Raw genomic sequence first — 22781 nt, forward strand, 5'->3', positions numbered from 1 at the left:
GTCGACGTTATTGTTCGGCTCATTTTTCGCGGTTATTTAATTAGAGGAAGGTACTATGTTAAAGTTAATTAAACAGCGGTTAGTCTGGGGATTAGTGTTGATGACAGCTGTCGGCGGTTGGTTAAGTAACAGTCAAACGGCTCAAGCGGCCAGTAGCAAGGCTGATGAAGTCAAAGCAGCTTACGTAATGGATGCCAAGACTGGTCAGGTGGTCTACGCCCAAAATGCTGATCAGCAGTTGCCAATTGCATCATTAAGCAAATTGATGACACTCTATTTAGTTGAACGAGCCATTGAACGTGGTCAAATTAAGTGGACGGATACGGTGCCTATCAAAAAAAATGTTCGTAAGATGGCGACTAGTGCAACATTGTCAGTGATGCCAATGCCTGCTAAGGAGAACTTTACGGTCAAGGAATTATTCGCGGCCACCTTGGTCGGCTCCTCAAATAGTGGGGCAATTGCGTTGGGCGAGTATGTTGCTGGTAGTAATGCTAAGTTCATTAAGCTAATGAATCAACAAGCAGCCCACTGGCACCTAGATGCCAGTTTTATTAGTGCATCGGGGCTGGATAATACGGATTTAACCAATTACAATCTCAAACTCAAGGGGACCAGTGAGCAGGGGCAGAACTTAGTGTCAGCACGGGCAGTCACGATTATTGCGCAACATCTAATCAATGACTATCCAGAAGTTATCGATGTTGCTAACCAACGTTCAGTTAAAATTCATAAGTATACTGTCCCGACTTCGGTAGAGATCCTAAAGGGAGAAAAATCCTATGATCCCCGAGTACCGGTGGATGGATTGAAGACGGGATATACGAATCAGGCAGGCGCTTGCTTGGTGGCGACTTATCAACAAAATGGTCGGCGGATGATTGCCACAACGCTTGGTGGTGCTTGGCAGTTTACAGCTAATAACAACTTGCGACTGATGCTTAAAACGACGGAGCGGTATCAGTCAGTTGTTCCAAAAGAGATCAATTATCAGATTCCAGGAACAACAACGAAGGTTCGCCTGGTGACAAAGCGCAATACGACAATGTGGGCTAATAGTAAGCAACCATTGACGCAGACGAAGATTGCTTTATGGCCACTGCATCGAACGGAACCAAACTATGTGGCCGCGAACACGGCAGTTCTCAAAGTACGGTTGACTGACCCGCTATCGGGAACCACGCAAGAAGTGGTCTATCGGACACCGGAAGCATTAACAATGCTAGGGCCGCTACAATGGGCAACGACGCCGGCAAAAAGGACTGTGACGACGCCGACTGGTGCGTATGCGTTTGCAAAGTAAGTTGTCGTAGCCATATGGTTATGGATTGTAATAATGAGAATGAAAAAAGGGACGCCAACTGCTGGTAAACAGTAGTTGGCGTCCCTTTTGGGGATTACAGGATTGGATTGGTCATTGGCTAACGTTTCCGTCGAGTCCAAGTATTGACTGTCACGACACTAGCTGATTAAAGCATGGTCATGATTAGTTGACATGGTTAGTTGGATTTTGCATATAAGCGGTTAAGCGGTCCATGGCTTGATGAAGCTTTTCCATGCTGGCGGCGTAGCTTAGCCGAACGTACCCTTCACCCTCGGCACCAAAGCCGGTACCAGGAATAATAGCGAGTTGATTTTTACGCGCAAGGTCTTTGCAGAAGGCCATCGAGTCTTGTTGGAAACCAGCTGGAATCTTAGCAAAAATGTAAAAGGCCCCAGTCGGACGAGCAATTTTGAAACCAAGCTTCGACATCGTTTGGTAGACGAAGTCTCGACGTGCTTGATATTCTTGCCGCATTGGTTGTGCATCATCGATTCCGTTGGTAAGGGCTTCAACCCCGGCTTTCTGAGCAATCGTGGTCGCAGCGGTGACGTAATACTGGTGGACCTTCTTCAGTTGTGCGGTCATTTCCTTAGAAGCGAATAGGAATCCGATCCGCCAACCGGTCATAGCATGCGACTTGGATAAACCATTGATTAAGATCACTTCATCAGGAATAAACTTAGCAATTGAAACGTGGTCACTGCCATAAGTTAATTCACTGTAGATTTCGTCGGAAACGACCCATAAGTTGTGGCGATGGAAACAGTCAGCAAGTGCTTTGATTTCATCTTCAACGTAAGTGACCCCGGTTGGATTGTTGGGGTAGTTCAACACGATACCTTTGAAGTTTTCATCAGGATGGGCAGCGATGAAGTCATCGACCATCTTAGGCGTGATGACAAAGTCGTTGACGCCAGTATCCATGAAGAGTGGCTTGGCGTGCGCTTCTTGAATGATCGGAATGTAAGCTGGAAAGATCGGTGATGGGATAATGATGGCATCACCGGGGTTGCAAATCGTTGTCAAGGCAGTGGCAATGGCTTCCGTAGCACCTACAGTCACTAAGACTTGGTCATCAGCGTCGTAGTGGATACCGTACTTTGTCTCTTGAAAGTGTGCCGCTGCTTGGCGTAGTTCCAATAGACCAGCCATGCCAGTGTAGTGAGAATAATTATCGTCGATGGCTTTTTTAGCAGCAGCCTTGACGTGTTCAGGGGTGTTGAAGTCAGGTTCGCCGAGTGTTAATTTAACCATGTCAGGAATCGCACTAACTTCCTCATCAAATTGACGGATGGCGGAAACTTGAATGTGACTGATTGTTTCATTAAGATCGTCTCTAAATAATGTCATATATCCGAACTCCCTTTAATTTATAAGTTGTTCTAATTTTAGCACAACTTCTCATCGTCTTAGCAGGAAGTTAGGGTATAATTATAAGTGTGAAATTTTGTGTTAAAAATAGGTTTTCTATGAAAAAACGTGTTATTAGTCCTATTTTTTGCTAGAATGTAAACAAAACTTGAAGGAGCGAGATTAGTATAATGGATAAATCTGAACTATCAGCAATTCTCAAACGATTAGAAGCCATGCGGACAACTGAAGCAACCGAAGTGCAATCACGACGGTTTGAAAAGGAAGGCGTTCAACGTGGGCAAGTAGCGTACGATCCCGCCACCTCGACATATACGTTGCAAGAATTTAATCCGGACCAAACGTTTGAGTTCGATAACATTGATCTAGTTGCCATTGAATTATACGATTTACTAACGGATAACTAGTATTCCCCCAAAATCCAGATAGGTTTTCGATAGATCCATATTATGACGCGTTGTAATGTTGAAGAATTTTTGAAGAAATCTTCAAGATATTGCTAAGTAGGACGCAACCGTTATAATATGGATTTGTTAATAGCAATAACGGAGGAAGAAATTACCATGCCTAAATTTATAAAAAACACGGTTGGGAAGGTCAACACGACGTTGGGCTTTTACCTCCTAACCGTGGTCTTATTTTGGCTAAAGACATATATCGCTTATAAGAGTGAATTTACTTTAGGGGTTAAGGGACCCGTTCAGGAGTTTATCTTATTCTTGAATCCATTTCCGACAGCAATTGTGTTGCTCGGTATTGCCTTATATTTCCGGGGCCGATTAAAGTATTGGATCATGATGATCATCGACGCTCTACAGACGACGTGGTTATTTGCCAATATCTTGTATTACCGGGAATTTTCTGATTTTATGTCGGCAGGGGTAATTAAGAGTTCTGGTGCTGCTAGCAATAATCTCGGCAAGAGTTTAGGGCAGATTATTCACGGAACTGACTTTTTAGTTTATGCGGATGTTGTGCTATTGATTCTGTTATTAGCCTTCAAGGTGATTCGAATCGATCCGCGGCCCTTTAAGATTCGGTATGCGGCAACGCTGACCATGATTGGGGTCGCATTATTCGCTGTTGATCTCGGGATGTCCGAGCACGACCGTTCAGATTTGTTGACGCGGACGTTTGATAACAACTACATTGTTAAGTACTTAGGGCTGAACACATATGCAGGGTATAGTTTTTATCAGACTGAAAAGGAAAGTGCCACGCGTGCACAAGCAAGTAGTAGTGATATGAAGAGTGTCCTTGCTTACCTGAAGAAAAATCAGGCTGGCGAGAACGTCAAGTACTTTGGTAAAGCCAAGGGGAAGAACGTTTTTGTGATTCACTTGGAAAGTTTCCAGCAATTTTTAATTGATTATAAGGTTGATGGCAAGGAAGTCACACCCAACCTGAACAAGTTTTATCATGATAAGAGTACTTTGAGTTTTGATAATTTCTACCACCAAGTGGCACAGGGAAAGACCTCTGATGCTGAAATGATGATGGAAAACTCATTGTTTGGGTTACCAACTGGGTCAGCGATGACACAGTATGGGACGTCCAATACGTTCCAGGCGGCACCAGCAATTTTGTCGCAAAAGGGTTATACAACGGCAGCCTTTCATGGGGACGTGGCTAGTTTCTGGAATCGGGATAACGCCTATAAGTCCTGGGGGTATAATTACTTCTTCTATTCTTCTTATTACAAAGAAAAGTCAGACTATAACATTGGTTATGGCTTGAAGGATAAAATCTTCTTCAAAGACTCGGTTAAGTACTTGGAACAGTTACCGCAACCGTTCTACGCGAAGCTGATCACGCTAACAAACCATTATCCATATGAATTAGATAAGAAGAACCAGACGATCGATAAGACGACGACTGGGGACTCAACGGTTGATGGCTATGTGCAGACGGCCCACTATCTTGATCAAGCCTTTGCAGAATTTATTAGTTACTTGAAGAAGGCTGGCCTATATAAGAATAGTATGATTGTTTTGTATGGCGACCATTACGGTATCTCGAATAATCATAAAGCGGCAATTGCACAGTTATTAGGGAAGAAGTCAGTGACTAGTTTCGATCTGGCCCAATTCCAGAAGGTACCATTCATGATTCATTCGGAAGGAATTCAAGGTGGTGTCAACCACACGTATGGTGGTGAGATTGACGCATTGCCAACAATTTTTGATCTGTTAGGGATTAAGAACAAGGGGTACATTCAGTTTGGGACCGACTTATTGTCGAAGCAACATAACCAGACCGTGGCCTTCCGAAACGGTGACTTTGTTTCACCGACGTATACGAAGATTAGTGGGACAGTCTATGACTCGAAGACCGGTAAGAAGCTGACCGATATGACCACTAAGCAGAAGGATACCGTTAAGCAGATGCAAAACCATGTGACAACGGAGCTCTCGCTATCTGATCGTGTCATCCAGGGTGATTTACTACGTTTCTACACGCCTAAGGGCTTTAAGAAGGTCGATAAGTCGGATTACAGCTATAAACTGACAAAGACTCTGAAATCATTGAAGGAGATTCAAGCCGAGAACAAGACTAGTGTGCTTTCTAAGCACAAAGGGAAATCGACTGAGAGTCTCTATAAGACGGATGCACCAGAATTATCTAGTTCAAGTGACAGCAGTAGTAGCTCAAGTAGCAGTTCGGATTAAGTGAAGTAGTTTGGTATTAAGGATAACGCTAACGGCGTTATCCTTTTTTTTGTGATTGTAATGCGGCAAATCCGGTATTAAATATATAGTGCAGGCTAAGTGGAAAGGTCATGCGTTTAACTAGCAGGTCGGGTGGCGCCATATATTTGAGAGATATTGTAAGCTAATTATGGTAGGGCCAATTGTTAGTTGAGTCAGAGCTGTTGCTGAATACTAGGTTAATGATGCTAAGACGATGAACAGCGGTTGTAGGGAAGTTGCTGAGGGATGAGGCCAGGAGTGCGATGTTCAGCGAGTAGCTTTTGCTGTTGGCGCATTCAAAGACTGATTAATGAAAGTAAAAATATTCATTGAGGCTGGTAGGGCGAGTTGTGAAAAATAATGATTGAAAATTAAGAAAGTGGTTTGTTAAAGTTTTACTTGCTATCTTGGTGAAAACCCCGTAAAATATAGTCTATTGCGACATTAATCGGTGTTTAAAACTTTTCTGAAATTAATTCATAAAAAGGGTTGACCCGGGTCGTTATTCTTGGTATTATATTTCTTGTCGTTAAGAGCGATATGCAACATTACTCATTATTATGAATATTCAAATTGATGTGAGCATTTACATTGAATAGTTATTCAAAATAATTTATAAAAAGATGTTGACAGCTTGTTCTGATGATGATAAACTTTAATAGTTGCGTTGAGGTAATCAACGAACGATTTAGACCTTTGAAAACTGAACAAAGTTTCGACGAATCAAATGTGTAGGGTCTCTTGATTTTGAATCAAGAGCAAAAACATTTGCGAAGTCAATTCGCTAGCAAATAAATTTTAGTACAACTTTAAATGAGCTTTTTAAAACTCATCATTAATTTGAGAGTTTGATCCTGGCTCAGGACGAACGCTGGCGGCGTGCCTAATACATGCAAGTCGAACGAACTCTGGTAATGATTGGTGCTTGCATCATGAATTACATTTGAGTGAGTGGCGAACTGGTGAGTAACACGTGGGAAACCTGCCCAGAAGCGGGGGATAACACCTGGAAACAGATGCTAATACCGCATAACAACTTGGACCGCATGGTCCGAGTTTGAAAGATGGCTTCGGCTATCACTTTTGGATGGTCCCGCGGCGTATTAGCTAGATGGTGAGGTAACGGCTCACCATGGCAATGATACGTAGCCGACCTGAGAGGGTAATCGGCCACATTGGGACTGAGACACGGCCCAAACTCCTACGGGAGGCAGCAGTAGGGAATCTTCCACAATGGACGAAAGTCTGATGGAGCAACGCCGCGTGAGTGAAGAAGGGTTTCGGCTCGTAAAACTCTGTTGTTAAAGAAGAACATATCTGAGAGTAACTGTTCAGGTATTGACGGTATTTAACCAGAAAGCCACGGCTAACTACGTGCCAGCAGCCGCGGTAATACGTAGGTGGCAAGCGTTGTCCGGATTTATTGGGCGTAAAGCGAGCGCAGGCGGTTTTTTAAGTCTGATGTGAAAGCCTTCGGCTCAACCGAAGAAGTGCATCGGAAACTGGGAAACTTGAGTGCAGAAGAGGACAGTGGAACTCCATGTGTAGCGGTGAAATGCGTAGATATATGGAAGAACACCAGTGGCGAAGGCGGCTGTCTGGTCTGTAACTGACGCTGAGGCTCGAAAGTATGGGTAGCAAACAGGATTAGATACCCTGGTAGTCCATACCGTAAACGATGAATGCTAAGTGTTGGAGGGTTTCCGCCCTTCAGTGCTGCAGCTAACGCATTAAGCATTCCGCCTGGGGAGTACGGCCGCAAGGCTGAAACTCAAAGGAATTGACGGGGGCCCGCACAAGCGGTGGAGCATGTGGTTTAATTCGAAGCTACGCGAAGAACCTTACCAGGTCTTGACATACTATGCAAATCTAAGAGATTAGACGTTCCCTTCGGGGACATGGATACAGGTGGTGCATGGTTGTCGTCAGCTCGTGTCGTGAGATGTTGGGTTAAGTCCCGCAACGAGCGCAACCCTTATTATCAGTTGCCAGCATTAAGTTGGGCACTCTGGTGAGACTGCCGGTGACAAACCGGAGGAAGGTGGGGATGACGTCAAATCATCATGCCCCTTATGACCTGGGCTACACACGTGCTACAATGGATGGTACAACGAGTTGCGAACTCGCGAGAGTAAGCTAATCTCTTAAAGCCATTCTCAGTTCGGATTGTAGGCTGCAACTCGCCTACATGAAGTCGGAATCGCTAGTAATCGCGGATCAGCATGCCGCGGTGAATACGTTCCCGGGCCTTGTACACACCGCCCGTCACACCATGAGAGTTTGTAACACCCAAAGTCGGTGGGGTAACCTTTTAGGAACCAGCCGCCTAAGGTGGGACAGATGATTAGGGTGAAGTCGTAACAAGGTAGCCGTAGGAGAACCTGCGGCTGGATCACCTCCTTTCTAAGGAATATTACGGAAACCTACACACACGTCGAAACTTTGTTTAGTTTTGAGAGGTCTAACTCTCAATTTAATAAGCGTTTTTTGGGCCTATAGCTCAGCTGGTTTAGAGCGCACGCCTGATAAGCGTGAGGTCGATGGTTCAAGTCCATTTAGGCCCATTGGAACCGAACCAGTTGGTTCCAATAAGTTGAATACCTCATGGGGAATTAGCTCAGCTGGGAGAGCACCTGCTTTGCAAGCAGGGGGTCAGCGGTTCGATCCCGCTATTCTCCATTGACGACGTTGGTCGTCATTGAAACTTGTTCTTTGAAAACTAGATAATATCAAATATATTTTTTCATAATGAAACCGAGAACACCGCGTTTTTTGAGTTTTTTATTGAAGTTTAATTATCGCTAAACTCATTAATCGCATTTACCGTTAGGTAAATGAGGTTAAGTTAACAAGGGCGCATGGTGAATGCCTTGGCACTAGGAGCCGATGAAGGACGGGACTAACACCGATATGCTTCGGGGAGCTGTACGTAAGCTATGATCCGGAGATTTCCGAATGGGGCAACCCAGCAGTTTTAATCAACTGTTACCACTAGATGAATTCATAGTCTAGTTGGAGGTAAACGCTGTGAACTGAAACATCTCATTAGCAGCAGGAATATAAAGAAATTTCGATTCCCTAAGTAGCGGCGAGCGAACGGGGAACAGCCCAAACCAAAGTGCTTGCACTTTGGGGTTGTAGGACTGAACATTTGAGTTACCAAAGAATTTGATAGTCGAAGGATTTGGGAAAATCCGCCATAGATGGTGATAGCCCAGTAGATTAAATCAAGTTCTCTCAGTTCAGGATCCTGAGTACGGCGGAACACGTGAAATTCCGTCGGAATCCGGGAGGACCATCTCCCAAGGCTAAATACTACCTAGTGACCGATAGTGAACCAGTACCGTGAGGGAAAGGTGAAAAGCACCCCGGAAGGGGAGTGAAATAGTTCCTGAAACCATGTGCCTACAATAAGTCAGAGCGCGTTAATGCGTGATGGCGTGCCTTTTGTAGAATGAACCGGCGAGTTATGATCCCGTGCAAGGTTAAGACTAAAAAGTCGGAGCCGTAGCGAAAGCGAGTCTGAAATGGGCGTTTTGAGTACGAGGTTGTAGACCCGAAACCAGGTGACCTATCCATGTCCAGGTTGAAGGTGCGGTAAAACGCACTGGAGGACCGAACCCGTGTAAGTTGAAAATTGCTGGGATGAGGTGTGGATAGTGGTGAAATTCCAAACGAACTTGGAGATAGCTGGTTCTCTCCGAAATAGCTTTAGGGCTAGCCTCGGAATTAGGATCATGGAGGTAGAGCACTATTTGGACTAGGGGCCCGTCTTGGGTTACTGAATTCAGATAAACTCCGAATGCCATTGATTCATATCCGGGAGTCAGACGATGAGTGATAAGATCCACCGTCGAAAGGGGAACAGCCCAGACCATCAGTTAAGGTCCCTAAATGTATGCTAAGTGGAAAAGGATGTGGAGTTGCATAGACAACTAGGATGTTGGCTCAGAAGCAGCCACCATTTAAAGAGTGCGTAATAGCTCACTAGTCGAGTGATTCTGCGCCGAAAATGTACCGGGGCTAAGCATACTACCGAAACCATGGATGCGACCATTAGGTCGCGTGATAGGAGAGCGTTCTAAGGGCGGTGAAGCAAGATCGTGAGGACTTGTGGAGCGCTTAGAAGTGAGAATGCCGGTATGAGTAGCGAAAGATAGGTGAGAATCCTATCCACCGAATGACTAAGGTTTCCTGGGGAAGGCTCGTCCTCCCAGGGTTAGTCGGGACCTAAGTCGAGGCCGAGAGGCGTAGACGATGGATAACAGGTTGAGATTCCTGTACTAGTTAAGTGCGTTTGAGCAATGGAGGGACGCAGGAGGCTAAGATGTGCATTCTGTTGGATTAGAATGTCCAAGCAGTAAGTCTTGTGAAGAGTCAAATGCTTTTTACTTTAAGGACAAGCTGTGATGGGGAGCGAAATTTAGTAGCGAAGCGTCTGATGTCACACTGCCGAGAAAAGCTTCTAGTGAGTACTTAACTACCCGTACCGCAAACCGACACAGGTAGTCGAGGAGAGAATCCTAAGGTGAGCGAGTGAACTCTCGTTAAGGAACTCGGCAAAATGACCCCGTAACTTCGGGAGAAGGGGTGCTGATCGCAAGATCAGCCGCAGTGAATAGGCCCAGGCGACTGTTTATCAAAAACACAGGTCTCTGCAAAATCGTAAGATGACGTATAGGGGCTGACGCCTGCCCGGTGCTGGAAGGTTAAAAGGATGGGTTAGCTTCGGCGAAGCTCAGAATTGAAGCCCCAGTAAACGGCGGCCGTAACTATAACGGTCCTAAGGTAGCGAAATTCCTTGTCGGGTAAGTTCCGACCCGCACGAAAGGCGTAACGATCTGGGCACTGTCTCAACGAGAGACTCGGTGAAATTATATTGTCCGTGAAGATGCGGACTACCCGCGACAGGACGGAAAGACCCCATGGAGCTTTACTGTAGCTTGATATTGAGTGTTTGTACAGCTTGTACAGGATAGGTAGGAGCCATAGAAACCGGAACGCTAGTTTCGGTGGAGGCGTTGGTGGGATACTACCCTCGCTGTATGACCACTCTAACCCGCACCACTAATCGTGGTGGGAGACAGTGTCAGGTGGGCAGTTTGACTGGGGCGGTCGCCTCCTAAAAAGTAACGGAGGCGCCCAAAGGTTCCCTCAGAATGGTTGGAAATCATTCGCAGAGTGTAAAGGCACAAGGGAGCTTGACTGCGAGACAGACAGGTCGAGCAGGGACGAAAGTCGGGCTTAGTGATCCGGTGGTACCGTATGGAAGGGCCATCGCTCAACGGATAAAAGCTACCCTGGGGATAACAGGCTTATCTCCCCCAAGAGTCCACATCGACGGGGAGGTTTGGCACCTCGATGTCGGCTCATCGCATCCTGGGGCTGTAGTCGGTCCCAAGGGTTGGGCTGTTCGCCCATTAAAGCGGTACGCGAGCTGGGTTCAGAACGTCGTGAGACAGTTCGGTCCCTATCCGTCGCGGGCGTAGGAAATTTGAGAGGACCTGTCCTTAGTACGAGAGGACCGGGATGGACATACCTCTGGTGTACCAGTTGTGCCGCCAGGCGCATCGCTGGGTAGCTACGTATGGATGTGATAAACGCTGAAAGCATCTAAGTGTGAAACACACCTCGAGATGAGATTTCCCATTCCTTTATGGAAGTAAGACCCCTGAAAGATGATCAGGTAGATAGGTTAGAAGTGGCAGTGCGGTGACGCATGAAGCGGACTAATACTAATCGGTCGAGGACTTAACCAAGTAATTGGTGTTCCGGTTCATATGAAAATATTTGATATTAGCTAGTTTTGAGAGCACAAGTTTCTCAATAGTGTGGTGACGATGGCGAGAAGGATACACCTGTTCCCATGTCGAACACAGAAGTTAAGCTTCTTAGCGCCGAGAGTAGTTGGGGGATCGCTCCCTGCGAGGGTAGGACGTTGCCATGCGATTATTCCGACATAGCTCAGTTGGTAGAGCGCTTGACTGTTAATCAAGATGTCGACGGTTCGAGCCCGCCTGTCGGAGTTATCTACGGTAAGCCATGGAGAGTTGTCCGAGTGGCTGAAGGAGCAGCATTGGAAATGCTGTAAACGGGTTATACCTGTTTCAAGGGTTCGAATCCCTTACTCTCCGTTAGTTAGATATATATAAATATGACCCCTTGGTCAAGTGGTTTAAGACACTGCCCTTTCACGGCAGTAACATGGGTTCGAATCCCGTAGGGGTCATTATGGAGGATTAGCTCAGTTGGGAGAGCGTCTGCCTTACAAGCAGAGGGTCACAGGTTCGAGCCCTGTATCCTCCATCTGATGAGAATTTATTCATCAATAATTTAATAGACTCCATCATGAAGAATGATATGGCTCGGTAGCTCAGTCGGTAGAGCAATGGATTGAAGCTCCATGTGTCGGCGGTTCGATTCCGTCCCGCGCCATTTATGGAGGGGTAGCGAAGTCTGGCTAAACGCGGCGGACTGTAAATCCGCTCCTTCGGGTTCGGTGGTTCGAATCCACTCCCCTCCATTCTTTATAGGGATATAGTTTAATGGTAGAACAACGGTCTCCAAAACCGTCGGTGTGGGTTCAACTCCTACTATCCCTGCCATGATGGCGGTAGTGGCGAAGTGGTTAACGCACCGGATTGTGGCTCCGGCACGCGTGGGTTCGATTCCCACCTACCGCCCTTTGATTGGGTTATAGCCAAGTGGTAAGGCAATGGACTTTGACTCCATCATGCGCTGGTTCGAATCCAGCTAACCCAGTTGGGTTTGGGTAATAAATGATGGCGGTATAGCCAAGTGGTAAGGCAGAGGTCTGCAAAACCTTCATCACCGGTTCAAATCCGGTTACCGCCTTTCCTGAAAAGGTTATAATCCTGATCAGATTTATGTTCCATCTAGTTATTCTTTTGCCGGCGTGGCGGAATTGGCAGACGCGCTGGACTCAAAATCCAGTTCCCGTTGAGGGAGTATCGGTTCGACCCCGATCGCCGGTATCAAACCACGTATATTGTGGTATTCAATACCAAAAAGCAACTATACCTTGTGTATGGTTGCTTTTTTTGCATCATTCGTAATTGATTGGTGGCCAATTGAGTGCAATTAAAAGGAAAATAAACGTAAGCAGTAAATAATCGACCGGATTTCCAGTAGCCGCCATATGTATTATGATTACCTCATCAGATAAATTAGATGTCAGAAACAGGTGTGCAATTCGTAAAGTGAAGCGGGGGTGGCAATGTAGGTGTATCCTGTATTTGTGAGAGTGGATGCCCATTGGGGTGTTGTTAAGATAAACCTGTAATTGAGTTTAGTAGCATCGGTGATTTTGGGCGCTTGGTAAGACCGTATACTAAGCGGTAAAGTATTGAACAAATGACGTTGGCGGTGCTGAGGGGGTGTAACCCTGCTTTTTTTGAGCTCATTGTGCGCGACGAAATACTGGGTCGCTAGCTTAGTCTTGAACGTTACACTTTCCTGATACTTTTACCATTTTGATTGCAATAAGTTATCCTCACGGTCCAGGATGAACCGCGCTTACTAATACTTGCCATAAGTGGTGATTCCTCACAATTCTGTAAATTATTGATGTACTGGCATGATTGTCAAGCACGTCGAAGGCCTAACGCGTGAACCGTCGCTAGCCAAATAGCGGTAACGGTGCTAAAAAGTCGATATCAGTACGCTGGCTGGCGGTGCCTTCTGCTAGAATTGCCATCTGCTTGACCACTTGGGCACCAGCTTGGTGTAGGAGGGCGTTGGCAGCTGTCAACGAGCCCCCACTGCTAATGACGTCATCGATAATGATAACGCGCTTATGATTGATTAGTGCGGCATCAGTACCGTCCAAAACTAGCTGTTGTGGGGTGCTAGTCGTAATTGCGCTTACCGGTTCGCTAAGCGGGTGTTGCATATAATCCTTACGATTCTTACGTAAAACGATAAAGCGGGGGTGGTTTGTGGCCTGGCTTAGCGCCTGGGCTAGTGGAATGCCCTTACTTTCCATCGTGACTAGATAATCAAATTTAGTGGTGGTTAGCCGTTGACTGAGCTGACGGGCAGCATAGTCAGTTAATTCAGCGTCGCCTAATAGGACGAAAGAGGCAATGCTAGTCGTGGCGTTCAATCGAATCAATGGTAACTGACGTGTCAGTGGTCCTAATGTTAACTGATAAGTTTGCATATTTATAACCCCAATCCAATTATTGGTAAGCCAAATTTTAGTAGTGCCCCGGTCATTAGCCCCGCGAATGGATCGACAAGGGCGGTCACGACGAGGGTCACGCCCGCAACCGTGCTTAACGAGCCATGCAGGGCGGTGGTGGCATTTTCTGGGAAAATGACAATGGTTCCTAAGATAAACAAAAAGCCGGTAATTGCAGTACTAGGCACGATTTTTCCTAGCTTCGGCAGCCATCCCAGTAATAGAATCAGCATCATGATCAGCATCATTAGGATACCCGCAATTACTGGTTCAGGCGCGCTGGCTGTCGCGGAAATAATCGTTTCTACTGGTGCACCACCCAGAAGGCTTGTTCCTAGGTCTGCTAGTGCCTGGCTGCTAGTCAATAGATTTAGATTGACCGGGTTCGGGTGTTGCCCCGTCATTTGGCCAGTAATTAAGCCGTACGAGAGGTTAGCGCCGATATTAAGACAGGCTAGACTCAGTGCGCCTCGCAGAATTTTAAGACTGAACTGTGGTTTGACAAATTGTAATTTGCGAGTCGTCACGTGCTCCGGTAGTGTGACACGATAATGTGTCGTCGCTGCGTAACAGCTGGTCCCAATCACTGATACGGCAATTGTCCATACTAAATCTTTACTAATCAAATAAGTCGCACCCGCCAAGCCGATTGACAGCCACCCAAATTGGGGTTGTTCATGCGCCATTTGCAACGCGATTTTAGCCAACATCACGCCAACTCCCGCCATCATCGCTGCCATAAGCTGATTGCCCAGACTGCGAACAATGAGCGGCAGAGTACCAGTCAAGCCAATCACGAACATCAGACTCGCACCTAAAAAGATGATTGACGACCGTTCGCGTAAATTGTGTCCTAGGTGCCCGACCAGTGCAAGGGACTCCGCTTGAAATGAAACCGGCGCAACTGAACCAGCCACTCCGTTGATTAAACCAACTAATCCGAATGAAAATGCAGTCGGAAAGACCGCAAAACCGAGACTCATTGCCATGATTCCTTGTGGGATCCCGTTCAAAACGACCCCGATTGCTGCCAATAGATCCGCCAACCAATGCATACCAATACCGCCTTTTTTTATTTATACGAATAATATACGACTGATTAAGGTTTAAATCCAGTAAATTCGGCAATAAATCGGAACGACTGTGTTTATTAACTATTTATAGTTCGTGTTTATCTGGATGGCGATTAGTTGGCGCATGCTAGCAAGTGAGGTATACTTAGTGCTAATTAGTGAAGGGGGATGGCACCATGCCAACGATTAAAGATTATTACTTGGCAAAGCGGCCAACATTATTATTTTCGTTGCATCCAGAACCAACACAAGCGATTATCAATGGGACGAAGATTCTGGAATATCGTCGACGTTTTTTTGCACGCCCGTTTCAAGCATTTGTCTATACGACGGGGGCTAATGGAGGAATTCAACTCTTTTTGCGTTGTGATCAGGGCCTGCAACTCGCGCCTGAACAATTAGCGCTTGTAGGCGCATTGTTACAGCATGACGCGCCCACAACCACCGCTGCTTATTTTGAAGGCACTCAAGCCGGATTGGCGTTACCGATTACGGCTTTTACAACCTTACCTAACATTCCGTTGGCACAGTTACGTCGTCAGTTTAAAAACTTTGTCACGCCGCGGAATTACGTCTTTTTAGATCAGTCTGACCGGCAAGCACAGTTGGATTGGCTATTAACGCAACCTTGTGAGTCGCTAACTATTTTGGACTGGCGCAAACGGTATGCCGCACTGGCAACTTTGTTACAAAAATGAAGCCCAACTCGTGTTAATCAGGGCTGCACTAGTGAGCTAGTTACAAGCATCAAACAGCTACTCGTTTTGCGTTTGCTGAAAGGACTTAGCTGTAACAGCCGCCGCAAACGGGGGGCTATTTAGCATGGCTGATTGTATTTGTTCGTAAAAAAAGAACCTGCCACAAGTGGTCAGGTTCTAAGATTAATTACAGCATTTTTTCATAGACGTAACAAACATCGTCGACATGGTACACGCCAACCATCTCACCAACACGTTTGAAGTTCATCTTCGCAATCAGATGTTGCATCGCTTGATTGTCAGCATGGGTATCGATACGGATGCTCTTGATTTCGGGATGTTCCGCAGCAATATGGGCGATAATTTTTTCGAACAATTGGGTCGCGTAACCATGACCAGCATGGCTGGAATGAATTGCGACTCGGTGAATCACGACGTAGGGTGCGGTTGTATTTAACCATTGGGCATTAGCCGTATCGTAAGTCTCATCTGGTGATGGCACGACAGCGACGGCGCCGACCGTTGCGTTATCGTCGGCATTAAATAAGTACGCCGATCCTTGCATGATGTCGGCCGTGATTTGTTTGCGAGACGGGTAGTCGCCTTGCCACTGGTTGACTCCAGCTTCGGCAAGTTGATTACGACCGTCACTTAGAATGTCGATGATCGTATCGAGATCATCGAGGGTCGCTTTCTTAAAGTACATAATTCTGGCTCCTCTCTTGAACGGCGATTAACTGTCGAAACAGCAATCGACTTTTAAAAGTATACAGAATTTCCAGGAAAATGAAACTATTTTCTCCCGATTTTTAGAAGATTTTCAGTGATAGTTTTCAAGCAAAATCTTGCGGGCTGCTTGCGCCATATCATGTTGGGTATTGTAAGCAGCGACCGCGCTAGGTGCGTACTGGTAAGCGTTGGTCCGCAAGGTTTGTTCATAAAATTCGACATATGGTAAATGAGCATCATGAGCAATCGCGATGGCTCGTTGCCAATCAAAATCTACGGCGCGGTAATCCACTTGTTGGAGCCCCGTCTCGTCAATGGTCAGGAGCAAGTAATTCGCCCGTGGCTGGCGTAGGTGGGGATTAATAGCAGTCGGAAGGCCAACCGTCCCGGCGTTTAGAATCAGCTGGCCAGTAGTTGCGTAGCGCATGATGGGCTGGTGCGTGTGCGCATAGATGACGATATCGACATCGCCTGCAGCGGCTTGGTCAAAGTTGGCCTGATTGGCAGTCGGTGCGAGCGCGTGGCCACTAACGATAGTTGGCAAAACATGCTGGAGGCGGATAGTTAACGGGCCAACGTGTTTGATGACCGTCATTGGTAAGTTAAGTAACCGTTCAAAGTGTGTCGAACTCAGTTGGCGCCGATCAAAAGCGGTGAGAACCGTTGCCATAATTTGCTTAGGTTTGGTGAACGTGTTGGGGTTAGCAGCCATTACTTTGCGGTAGTTTTCCTCGTGATTGCCGAGAACGTAGGCGGTGGGCTGCACGCGGTCTAGTAAGGTGAGGCAGCGTTCTGATTCCGGTCCGCGGACGGTCATGTCGCCGACTGTCCAGTATTCGTCAACGTGTTGAGACTGGGCATCTGCTAGGACTGCTTCGAGTGCGGTGGCGTTACCATGAACGTCAGATAGTACTGCAATTTTTACCATGTTAAGGTGCTTCCTTTCTACTATGTAAACTAAGAGTTGGTCATATGTTTTATTCGGGCAAACGTGGGTTGTAAAAATTTATGAATGTAACCACTATGAAAAGCCATCGTAACTTTTATCTGTTATAATGGGTATGAAACGAAGTAATATATAGCACGTATATTCAAGCCAATTCGTTTCATGCCGTGATTATCCTTGCGATAATCACGGTTTTTATTTTACCATAGCCCATCGCATAAGTTTGTTCATTGAGACTCATTGAGACTCATTAAGCTCGACTTACGTGTGGTGCTAGTCAGTTTGTTATGAATGATGATCTAATGAGCCATTAGTTGGACTCCTGATCGTCAGTAGTGCCGCATGCTATTTCGACCCCTGGGCTGGGTGCCAATTGTTGGAACGTCCCCGACATCGGTTTGAGGCCACGCACAAGCCGCATGCTTCAAATACGAGTCTTATTCTAAACCGAGAGTAACCTACTGCCGACTAAGCGTAATTTGGCTAATGAGCATTTGACCCCTAGGCTCTTTAGTCTCAAGCCTGTGTGGACGACGGATTAAATCTGAGTATTGCTTGATCAACGTCAACGGGTAGATGGGGATTGGACATTGATGCAGCAAGCACAAGTTAGAGTGTCACTAGGCAATAAAAAGCCGTCAGCTGCGGGAACTGATACGTCCAGCTGACGGCTTCTACCACGTGCTTCAAAACACGTGGTTAAATGAAATTATCAGAATAAGCTATAGACCAAATAAATATTCAATATCGTAATTATTCCCGCTAAACCATACCCTAGCCACGTCACGATCGCCCGATTAACGTGAGTCTTCATGAGTTTGGCATCATTCGTCAACGCAACTAACGGAAGTAAGGTGAAGGGGAGCGCGATGCTGAGTGCAACTTGCGCGTAGATAATTAGATTTTCAAACGCGGCGTCGCTAAAACCGACTATCGCACCAATAATCAGGATGGGAATCAACGTGACGGCTCGGGTAAGCAAACGGCGTTGCCAAAGTGGTAAACGGATGTGCAAATACCCTTCCATCACAATTTGACCAGCCAAGGTGCTGGTGATCGATGAAATTAAACCGGTAATCAAAAGAGCCAATGCAAATAACCAACTCATGACCGGGCTAGCAAGTATGCCGACTACGGCAGTGTTTTTGAGTCCATCAAAGACGGCTTGAAGGCTAGCTAACGCGGTCGTATGACCAAAGAAGAGCGTGCCGCCAAGGATAAGTAAAAGTGCGTTGATTAGAAAAGCGGCAATCAAATGTACGGTCGAATCCCAATTGGCAAACCGCAACGCCTCGGTTACTTGAGCTGGATCATGGTAGTCATAACGACGACTTTGTGCAAGTGACGAGTGTAAGTATAAGTTATGGGGCATGATAGTCGCGCCTAGGATCCCTAAACTTAGAACCAGCGCAGTATGATTCTTGATAATCAGCGGCGTCGGAACTAAGCCTAGCAGGACGTGACCAAACTGAACGTGGGCACGGCCGACTTCGATTCCAAAAATAATTCCGACGGTTAAGATGGCCAGGAGAACGATTACCTCCACGCGACGGATGCCGAATCTTAGAAATAACAATACGACTAAGACATCCGCAATTGTTAGTAGAATGCCGACAAGTAGTGGTAGACCGAATAACATCTTTAACGCAATCGCGGTCCCAATCACGCCAGTCATGTCGGTTGCCATCATTGCGACTTCGTTTAAGAGCCACGCCGCGTAACGCACGGGTCGTGGCAACTTACTGGCAATGGCTTGCGCTAAGTCTTGCCGGGCAACGACGCCGAGTTTGATTGCTAAGTCCTGCATGAACATGGCTACAATGATGGCTAATGCTAAAACAGTTAAGAGTCGGTACTGAAACTGGCCACCACCAGCTAGTGAAGTCAGCCAGTTGCCGGGATCCATGTAACCGACCGCGACGAGCGCACCGGGGCCACTGTAAGCTAAAAATTTACGCCAAAAAGCAGTCTGGTGAACGTCAGGAACCGCCACGCTCTGATTAATTTCTTCAAGGCTCTGATGACGATGCGATTGCATGATTCGATGCCTCCTGTTTTTGAACGGCCAGGTCGGCTAGAAATTGACTGAAAGCCGTATCTTTATTCATCGGCGGCACTAAATCAAAGCGATTACCACCGCTAGCCCGAAACGTTTGATAATTTTGAACATAATCTTCTTCGAGCGTTTCTAAGCAGTCCACCACAAACGATGGGGTGACTATTAATACGTTGCGTTTGCCCAATTCAACCAGCTGCATGAGCTCATTTTTTAAGTAGGGCTTTAGCCAGGGCATCGGGCCGAACTTGGATTGATAAGCGGTAATAACTTTTGCCGCCGGTAATTCTGGCAATTCAGCTAACACGGCCTTGGTTGTTGCTTCGCACTCTTGCTGATAAGGATCACCGTGACGCACCATGGCGGTAGGAATACTATGGTAACTAAAGATAACGGCATCGTAATTGTTAGTTTGGTAGCACTGCCAGACTTTGGCAGCTAATAATTGAATGTAAGTTGGTTGATCATAAAAATGGTCAATGAACGTATGTGGCAACCCGGTCGCTTCGACTTGACGATGAATGCCCCCGTGCGTACTCTGCGTGTATTGTGGAAAGAGCGGTAGAATGAGGGGGCGCTCACAACCGGCGGCAACCATTGTTTGCAAGGTCACGCCAATGTCCGGTTGGCCGTATGTCATAGCCAGCCGAACATCCCAATCAGGTAGGGCCGTTTGCACCTGCTGACAGATAGCCTGACTGTAGACGATCAACGGTGAACCTTGTGGGAGCCAACTATCTTGATAGAAAGTGGCCGAACGCCAGGAACGGGTCGGCAAGATCAGTCCACGCAACAAGGGTTGCCAAAGTGCAGCTGGCATTTCAATGACACTTGGATCACTTAAGAATTCTTGTAAGTATGTTTTTACATCCTTAGTTTGTGGGGATGCTGGGGAACCTAAATTAACGAGTAATAGTCCTGGATGCATAGAAACCCCTCCAATTAATATTGATAAATTAATCATAGCATAATCGAAAGCTTGTATATGGGGTTAATGGTTTATTTATTCGATTATCTAGTGATAATTATTTTAATGATGACATAATAAAATCTCCCACTAGCGTCCGAATTGCTAGCGGGAGATGTCACGTAATTAGTTGGTTGCTTCGTGAATCGAATAACGGCCAGAGTACAATTCAGCAGGGGAATACCAGCTACTGATTTATCGCGTAAGGCTGGCGTGTTCAGGCCTTGTTTCAGGGTAACCTGAACTGGATAGTTAGTAGTGTAGTAAAGCTTGATAAGTTGAGCTGACTAACCGTGTTATTTTGAAGTGTGGGCCCGCCGATAACGCTGGTTGAGATAATACCCTAGGTAACAGATGGCCACAAATGGCAGCGTATAATATAAAGCGATACGCTGATTAGGGTCAAACCAAATCAAAATACAAGAGAGACCGCTTAAGATAAAGGCTAACCACGGGACGACTGGATAGCCGGGCGTTTTGAAGGTTAACTGATCTAATGACTGCCCACTTTTGAGGTAGGCTTTACGGAAGTTGATTTCTGAAAGGGCAATCGCCATCCAAACAATGACGACGGCGAGTCCGGAAATGGAAACGAGCACGAGGTAGACGGAACCGGCGGCATAGACGCTTGATAGTAACGCCAAAATACCACCTAACATACTAGTAATCAGCGCAACTAGTGGGACATCGCGCTTAGTGGTCTGCTTAAAGACTTTAGGAATTGTGCCCTCATTGGCTAGTGACCAGAGCATTCGGGTGGACGCATATAGGCCGGAATTAGCAGCGGACATGATCGCAGTGAGAACCACGAAGTTCATCAAATCGGCAGCGTAGGGAATCCCGATTTCCTTAAAGACAAGGACAAAAGGGCTTTGCGTCACGCCAGCTTGTTGATATGGAATCAGGGCCGCCATGACGAACATGCTACCAATGAAGAAAATAATTAAGCGCCACAAAGTCGTTTTGATCGCAGTTGGAATAGTGTGCGCCGGATCCTTGGTCTCACCAGCGGTAATTCCAATCAGCTCGGTTCCAGAGAACGCGAAGTTAACCGTTAACATGGTGGTGAAGACACCACCGAAGCCGTTAGGAAACCAGCCATTGCGAGTATAATTGCTGAAAAAAGGCGCGCTGGCATGTCCATGTAGCGGCAAGAGACCAAACATAGCGAGGCCACCTAAAATAATAAAGGCGATAATTGCAATGACCTTGATGCTCGCGAACCAAAACTCGGCTTCTGCGAACCAACGGACCGACAGTGCATTGACCGTAAAGATGACCACCATAAAGACGAGACTCCAGATCCAAGTGGCAATGTGTGGAAACCAGGTTTGCATGATCAAACCGGCAGCCGTAAATTCTGAACCGAGGGCAATCGTCCAAGTTAGCCAGTACAGAATCGCAACAGTAAAGCCGGTTCCGGGGCCGATGTATTTTTTGGCGTAGACGTGAAAAGCGCCCGTATATGGCATGGCGACTGATAGTTCCCCTAGACATAACATGACTAAGTAAACGAGGATGGCGCCAATTGTATAGGCTAGTAGTGTTCCAATCGGTCCGGCTTGATGGATCGTATAACCGGAGCTTAAGAATAAACCAGTCCCAATGACGCCACCGAGTGAAATCATCAGGACGTGTCGCGATTCCATTTGGCGACTGAGGTGGGTTTGTTTTGACATAATGTAACGGCCTTCCTTACTTGCAGAATTAACATGATTAGACTATGATTAGAAAATCAGCAATGTTATTAGAATAACATAATGTATTAGGAGAAAGGAAGGCAATTATTGCGATGCTTTCATTAACTGACTTATTAAACCGGGGCCCAGTCGTTTCAGATGGGGCGATGGCCACCGAATTAGAAAAACGGGGTGTGACCACCAATAGTGCACTGTGGTCTGCAACGGCTATGTTAGATCATCCCGAAGCAATTCAAGCGGTCCACCAAAGTTACTTAGCCGCGGGTGCTCAAATTATGACAACTAATACATATCAGGCTAACGTGCCCGCATTTGAACAGGCAGGGATTCCACTGGCGCAAGCGCGGCAATTGATTCAACAAGCCGTTAAGATTGCTCATACTGCTCGGGACGTGAGTGGTGTGACGGATGCCAGTATTGCTGGTAGTATTGGTCCATACGGTGCGTACTTAGCGGATGGGAGTGAATATACGGGAGCTTATCAGTTAACAACAACGGCTTATCAAGAATTTCATCGCAAACGACTGGCGTTAATGATGACTGCCGGTGTTGATGTGCTCGCACTTGAGACCATGCCGCGCTTAGATGAGGTTCAGGCTTTAGTTCAGCTGATTACGGCGACGTGGTCACAGCAACCTTATTGGGTCAGCTTTAGTATTAAGGATCCACAGACGTTGTGTGACGGGACGCCGTTAGCAACAGCAGCTCAGTGGGTCGCGGCACAGCCTAACGTGGTGGCTGTGGGTGTTAACTGCACCACGTTGGAAAATATTGAACCAGCGTTGGCAACGTTAAAAGCGGCCGTTAATATTCCACTGATCGTCTATCCCAACTCGGGCGATCAGTATGATCCGGTCACGAAGACTTGGCAATCAACGAACTTAAGTCATCAATTCAGTGCTTTCGTGCCACGCTGGTTAGCAGCGGGGGCTAGAATTATTGGCGGTTGTTGTCGGACGACACCTGCTGATATTACAACGGTAGCTGAGATGGTAAAATGATAGCGATATTATTTTGTTGAAGT

Annotated in this window: 13 protein-coding genes, 13 tRNA genes and 3 rRNA genes; 21 read left to right on the forward strand and 8 right to left on the reverse strand. The window is 46.5% G+C overall.

Translation table 11 applies throughout. The features are described from left to right. Positions 1–55 precede the first annotated feature (55 nt). Entirely contained in the window at positions 56–1303 is a 1248-nt protein-coding gene (locus tag LP667_RS05190; RefSeq protein WP_021732337.1) for a D-alanyl-D-alanine carboxypeptidase family protein, read from the forward strand. Between the two features lie 183 nt (positions 1304–1486). Here LP667_RS05190 and LP667_RS05195 read toward each other — a convergent pair whose 3' ends face one another. Then, the gene (locus LP667_RS05195; RefSeq protein ID WP_021732336.1) at positions 1487–2674 is read right to left on the reverse strand and encodes a pyridoxal phosphate-dependent aminotransferase; all 1188 of its coding nucleotides are present in this window, start codon (positions 2672–2674) and stop codon (positions 1487–1489) included. Positions 2675–2865: 191 nt separating this feature from the next. Between LP667_RS05195 and LP667_RS05200 the strand changes: the two genes are divergently transcribed. The 18 genes from LP667_RS05200 (at position 2866) to LP667_RS05285 (ending at position 12380) form a co-directional block, all read left to right on the forward strand. Then, positions 2866–3102: a YkuJ family protein gene (locus tag LP667_RS05200; RefSeq protein ID WP_003643297.1), complete on the forward strand. Its 237-nt coding sequence runs from the start codon at positions 2866–2868 to the stop codon at positions 3100–3102. Positions 3103–3258: 156 nt separating this feature from the next. Continuing rightward, the gene (locus LP667_RS05205; protein WP_033609600.1) at positions 3259–5364 is read left to right on the forward strand and encodes an LTA synthase family protein; all 2106 of its coding nucleotides are present in this window, start codon (positions 3259–3261) and stop codon (positions 5362–5364) included. Positions 5365–6221: 857 nt separating this feature from the next. Continuing rightward, positions 6222–7788 (forward strand): 16S ribosomal RNA (locus LP667_RS05210). An 86-nt stretch (positions 7789–7874) separates the two neighbouring features. Next, positions 7875–7949: transfer RNA gene (locus LP667_RS05215), tRNA-Ile, on the forward strand. Between the two features lie 42 nt (positions 7950–7991). Continuing rightward, positions 7992–8064, forward strand: a tRNA-Ala gene (locus tag LP667_RS05220). A 159-nt stretch (positions 8065–8223) separates the two neighbouring features. Continuing rightward, a 23S ribosomal RNA gene (locus LP667_RS05225) occupies positions 8224–11144 on the forward strand. 71 nt (positions 11145–11215) lie between these two features. Continuing rightward, a 5S ribosomal RNA gene (gene rrf, locus LP667_RS05230) occupies positions 11216–11332 on the forward strand. Together the 16S, 23S and 5S rRNA genes with 13 tRNA genes alongside form the textbook arrangement of a ribosomal RNA operon. A 6-nt stretch (positions 11333–11338) precedes the next feature. Further along, positions 11339–11411, forward strand: a tRNA-Asn gene (locus tag LP667_RS05235). Between the two features lie 18 nt (positions 11412–11429). Beyond that, a tRNA-Ser gene (locus LP667_RS05240) sits at positions 11430–11519 on the forward strand. A 22-nt stretch (positions 11520–11541) separates the two neighbouring features. After that, positions 11542–11614, forward strand: a tRNA-Glu gene (locus LP667_RS05245). Positions 11615–11618: 4 nt separating this feature from the next. After that, positions 11619–11691: transfer RNA gene (locus LP667_RS05250), tRNA-Val, on the forward strand. Between the two features lie 56 nt (positions 11692–11747). Further along, positions 11748–11820 (forward strand) — tRNA-Phe (locus LP667_RS05255). Positions 11821–11825: 5 nt separating this feature from the next. Continuing rightward, positions 11826–11908 (forward strand) — tRNA-Tyr (locus LP667_RS05260). Positions 11909–11916: 8 nt separating this feature from the next. Continuing rightward, positions 11917–11990 (forward strand) — tRNA-Trp (locus tag LP667_RS05265). A 5-nt stretch (positions 11991–11995) separates the two neighbouring features. Beyond that, positions 11996–12068: transfer RNA gene (locus tag LP667_RS05270), tRNA-His, on the forward strand. Between the two features lie 7 nt (positions 12069–12075). Beyond that, positions 12076–12147 (forward strand) — tRNA-Gln (locus LP667_RS05275). A gap of 22 nt (positions 12148–12169) precedes the next feature. After that, positions 12170–12240: transfer RNA gene (locus LP667_RS05280), tRNA-Cys, on the forward strand. Between the two features lie 55 nt (positions 12241–12295). Beyond that, positions 12296–12380 (forward strand) — tRNA-Leu (locus LP667_RS05285). Between the two features lie 644 nt (positions 12381–13024). On the opposite strand, the gene LP667_RS05290 is transcribed toward LP667_RS05285, so the two are convergent. After that, positions 13025–13567, reverse strand: a complete 543-nt coding sequence (locus LP667_RS05290; RefSeq protein WP_021731280.1) for a phosphoribosyltransferase family protein — start codon at positions 13565–13567, stop codon at positions 13025–13027. 2 nt (positions 13568–13569) lie between these two features. Further along, the gene (locus LP667_RS05295; protein ID WP_056988371.1) at positions 13570–14643 is read right to left on the reverse strand and encodes a hypothetical protein; all 1074 of its coding nucleotides are present in this window, start codon (positions 14641–14643) and stop codon (positions 13570–13572) included. A gap of 194 nt (positions 14644–14837) precedes the next feature. Here LP667_RS05295 and LP667_RS05300 point away from each other — a divergent pair, with 194 nt between their 5' ends. Next, entirely contained in the window at positions 14838–15359 is a 522-nt protein-coding gene (locus LP667_RS05300; RefSeq protein WP_021731282.1) for a hypothetical protein, read from the forward strand. 187 nt (positions 15360–15546) lie between these two features. Here LP667_RS05300 and LP667_RS05305 read toward each other — a convergent pair whose 3' ends face one another. The 5 genes from LP667_RS05305 to LP667_RS05325 all read right to left on the reverse strand — a co-directional run bounded on the left by LP667_RS05305 (position 15547) and on the right by LP667_RS05325 (position 21736). Continuing rightward, positions 15547–16065 carry a GNAT family N-acetyltransferase gene (locus LP667_RS05305; protein ID WP_021731283.1) on the reverse strand — a complete coding sequence of 173 codons (519 nt, stop codon included), beginning with the start codon at positions 16063–16065 and terminating at the stop codon, positions 15547–15549. Positions 16066–16179: 114 nt separating this feature from the next. Then, complete coding sequence (locus LP667_RS05310; protein ID WP_021731284.1) at positions 16180–17016, reverse strand: metallophosphoesterase family protein; 837 nt, start codon at positions 17014–17016, stop codon at positions 16180–16182. Positions 17017–17746: 730 nt separating this feature from the next. Continuing rightward, positions 17747–19072, reverse strand: coding sequence for an Nramp family divalent metal transporter (locus LP667_RS05315; RefSeq protein WP_021731286.1), 1326 nt, complete (start codon positions 19070–19072; stop codon positions 17747–17749). Beyond that, positions 19044–20018, reverse strand: a complete 975-nt coding sequence (gene hemH, locus LP667_RS05320; RefSeq protein ID WP_021731287.1) for a ferrochelatase — start codon at positions 20016–20018, stop codon at positions 19044–19046. Before hemH ends, LP667_RS05315 begins: the two co-directional genes overlap by 29 nt. A 335-nt stretch (positions 20019–20353) precedes the next feature. After that, on the reverse strand, positions 20354–21736 hold the full coding sequence (locus tag LP667_RS05325; RefSeq protein ID WP_021731288.1) for an amino acid permease: 1383 nt from the start codon (positions 21734–21736) through the stop codon (positions 20354–20356). A 113-nt stretch (positions 21737–21849) separates the two neighbouring features. Here LP667_RS05325 and mmuM point away from each other — a divergent pair, with 113 nt between their 5' ends. After that, positions 21850–22758: a homocysteine S-methyltransferase gene (mmuM, locus tag LP667_RS05330; protein ID WP_021731289.1), complete on the forward strand. Its 909-nt coding sequence runs from the start codon at positions 21850–21852 to the stop codon at positions 22756–22758. Positions 22759–22781: the final 23 nt, after the last annotated feature.

This window comes from Lactiplantibacillus paraplantarum (assembly GCF_003641145.1).
Lineage (GTDB): Bacteria > Bacillota > Bacilli > Lactobacillales > Lactobacillaceae > Lactiplantibacillus > Lactiplantibacillus paraplantarum.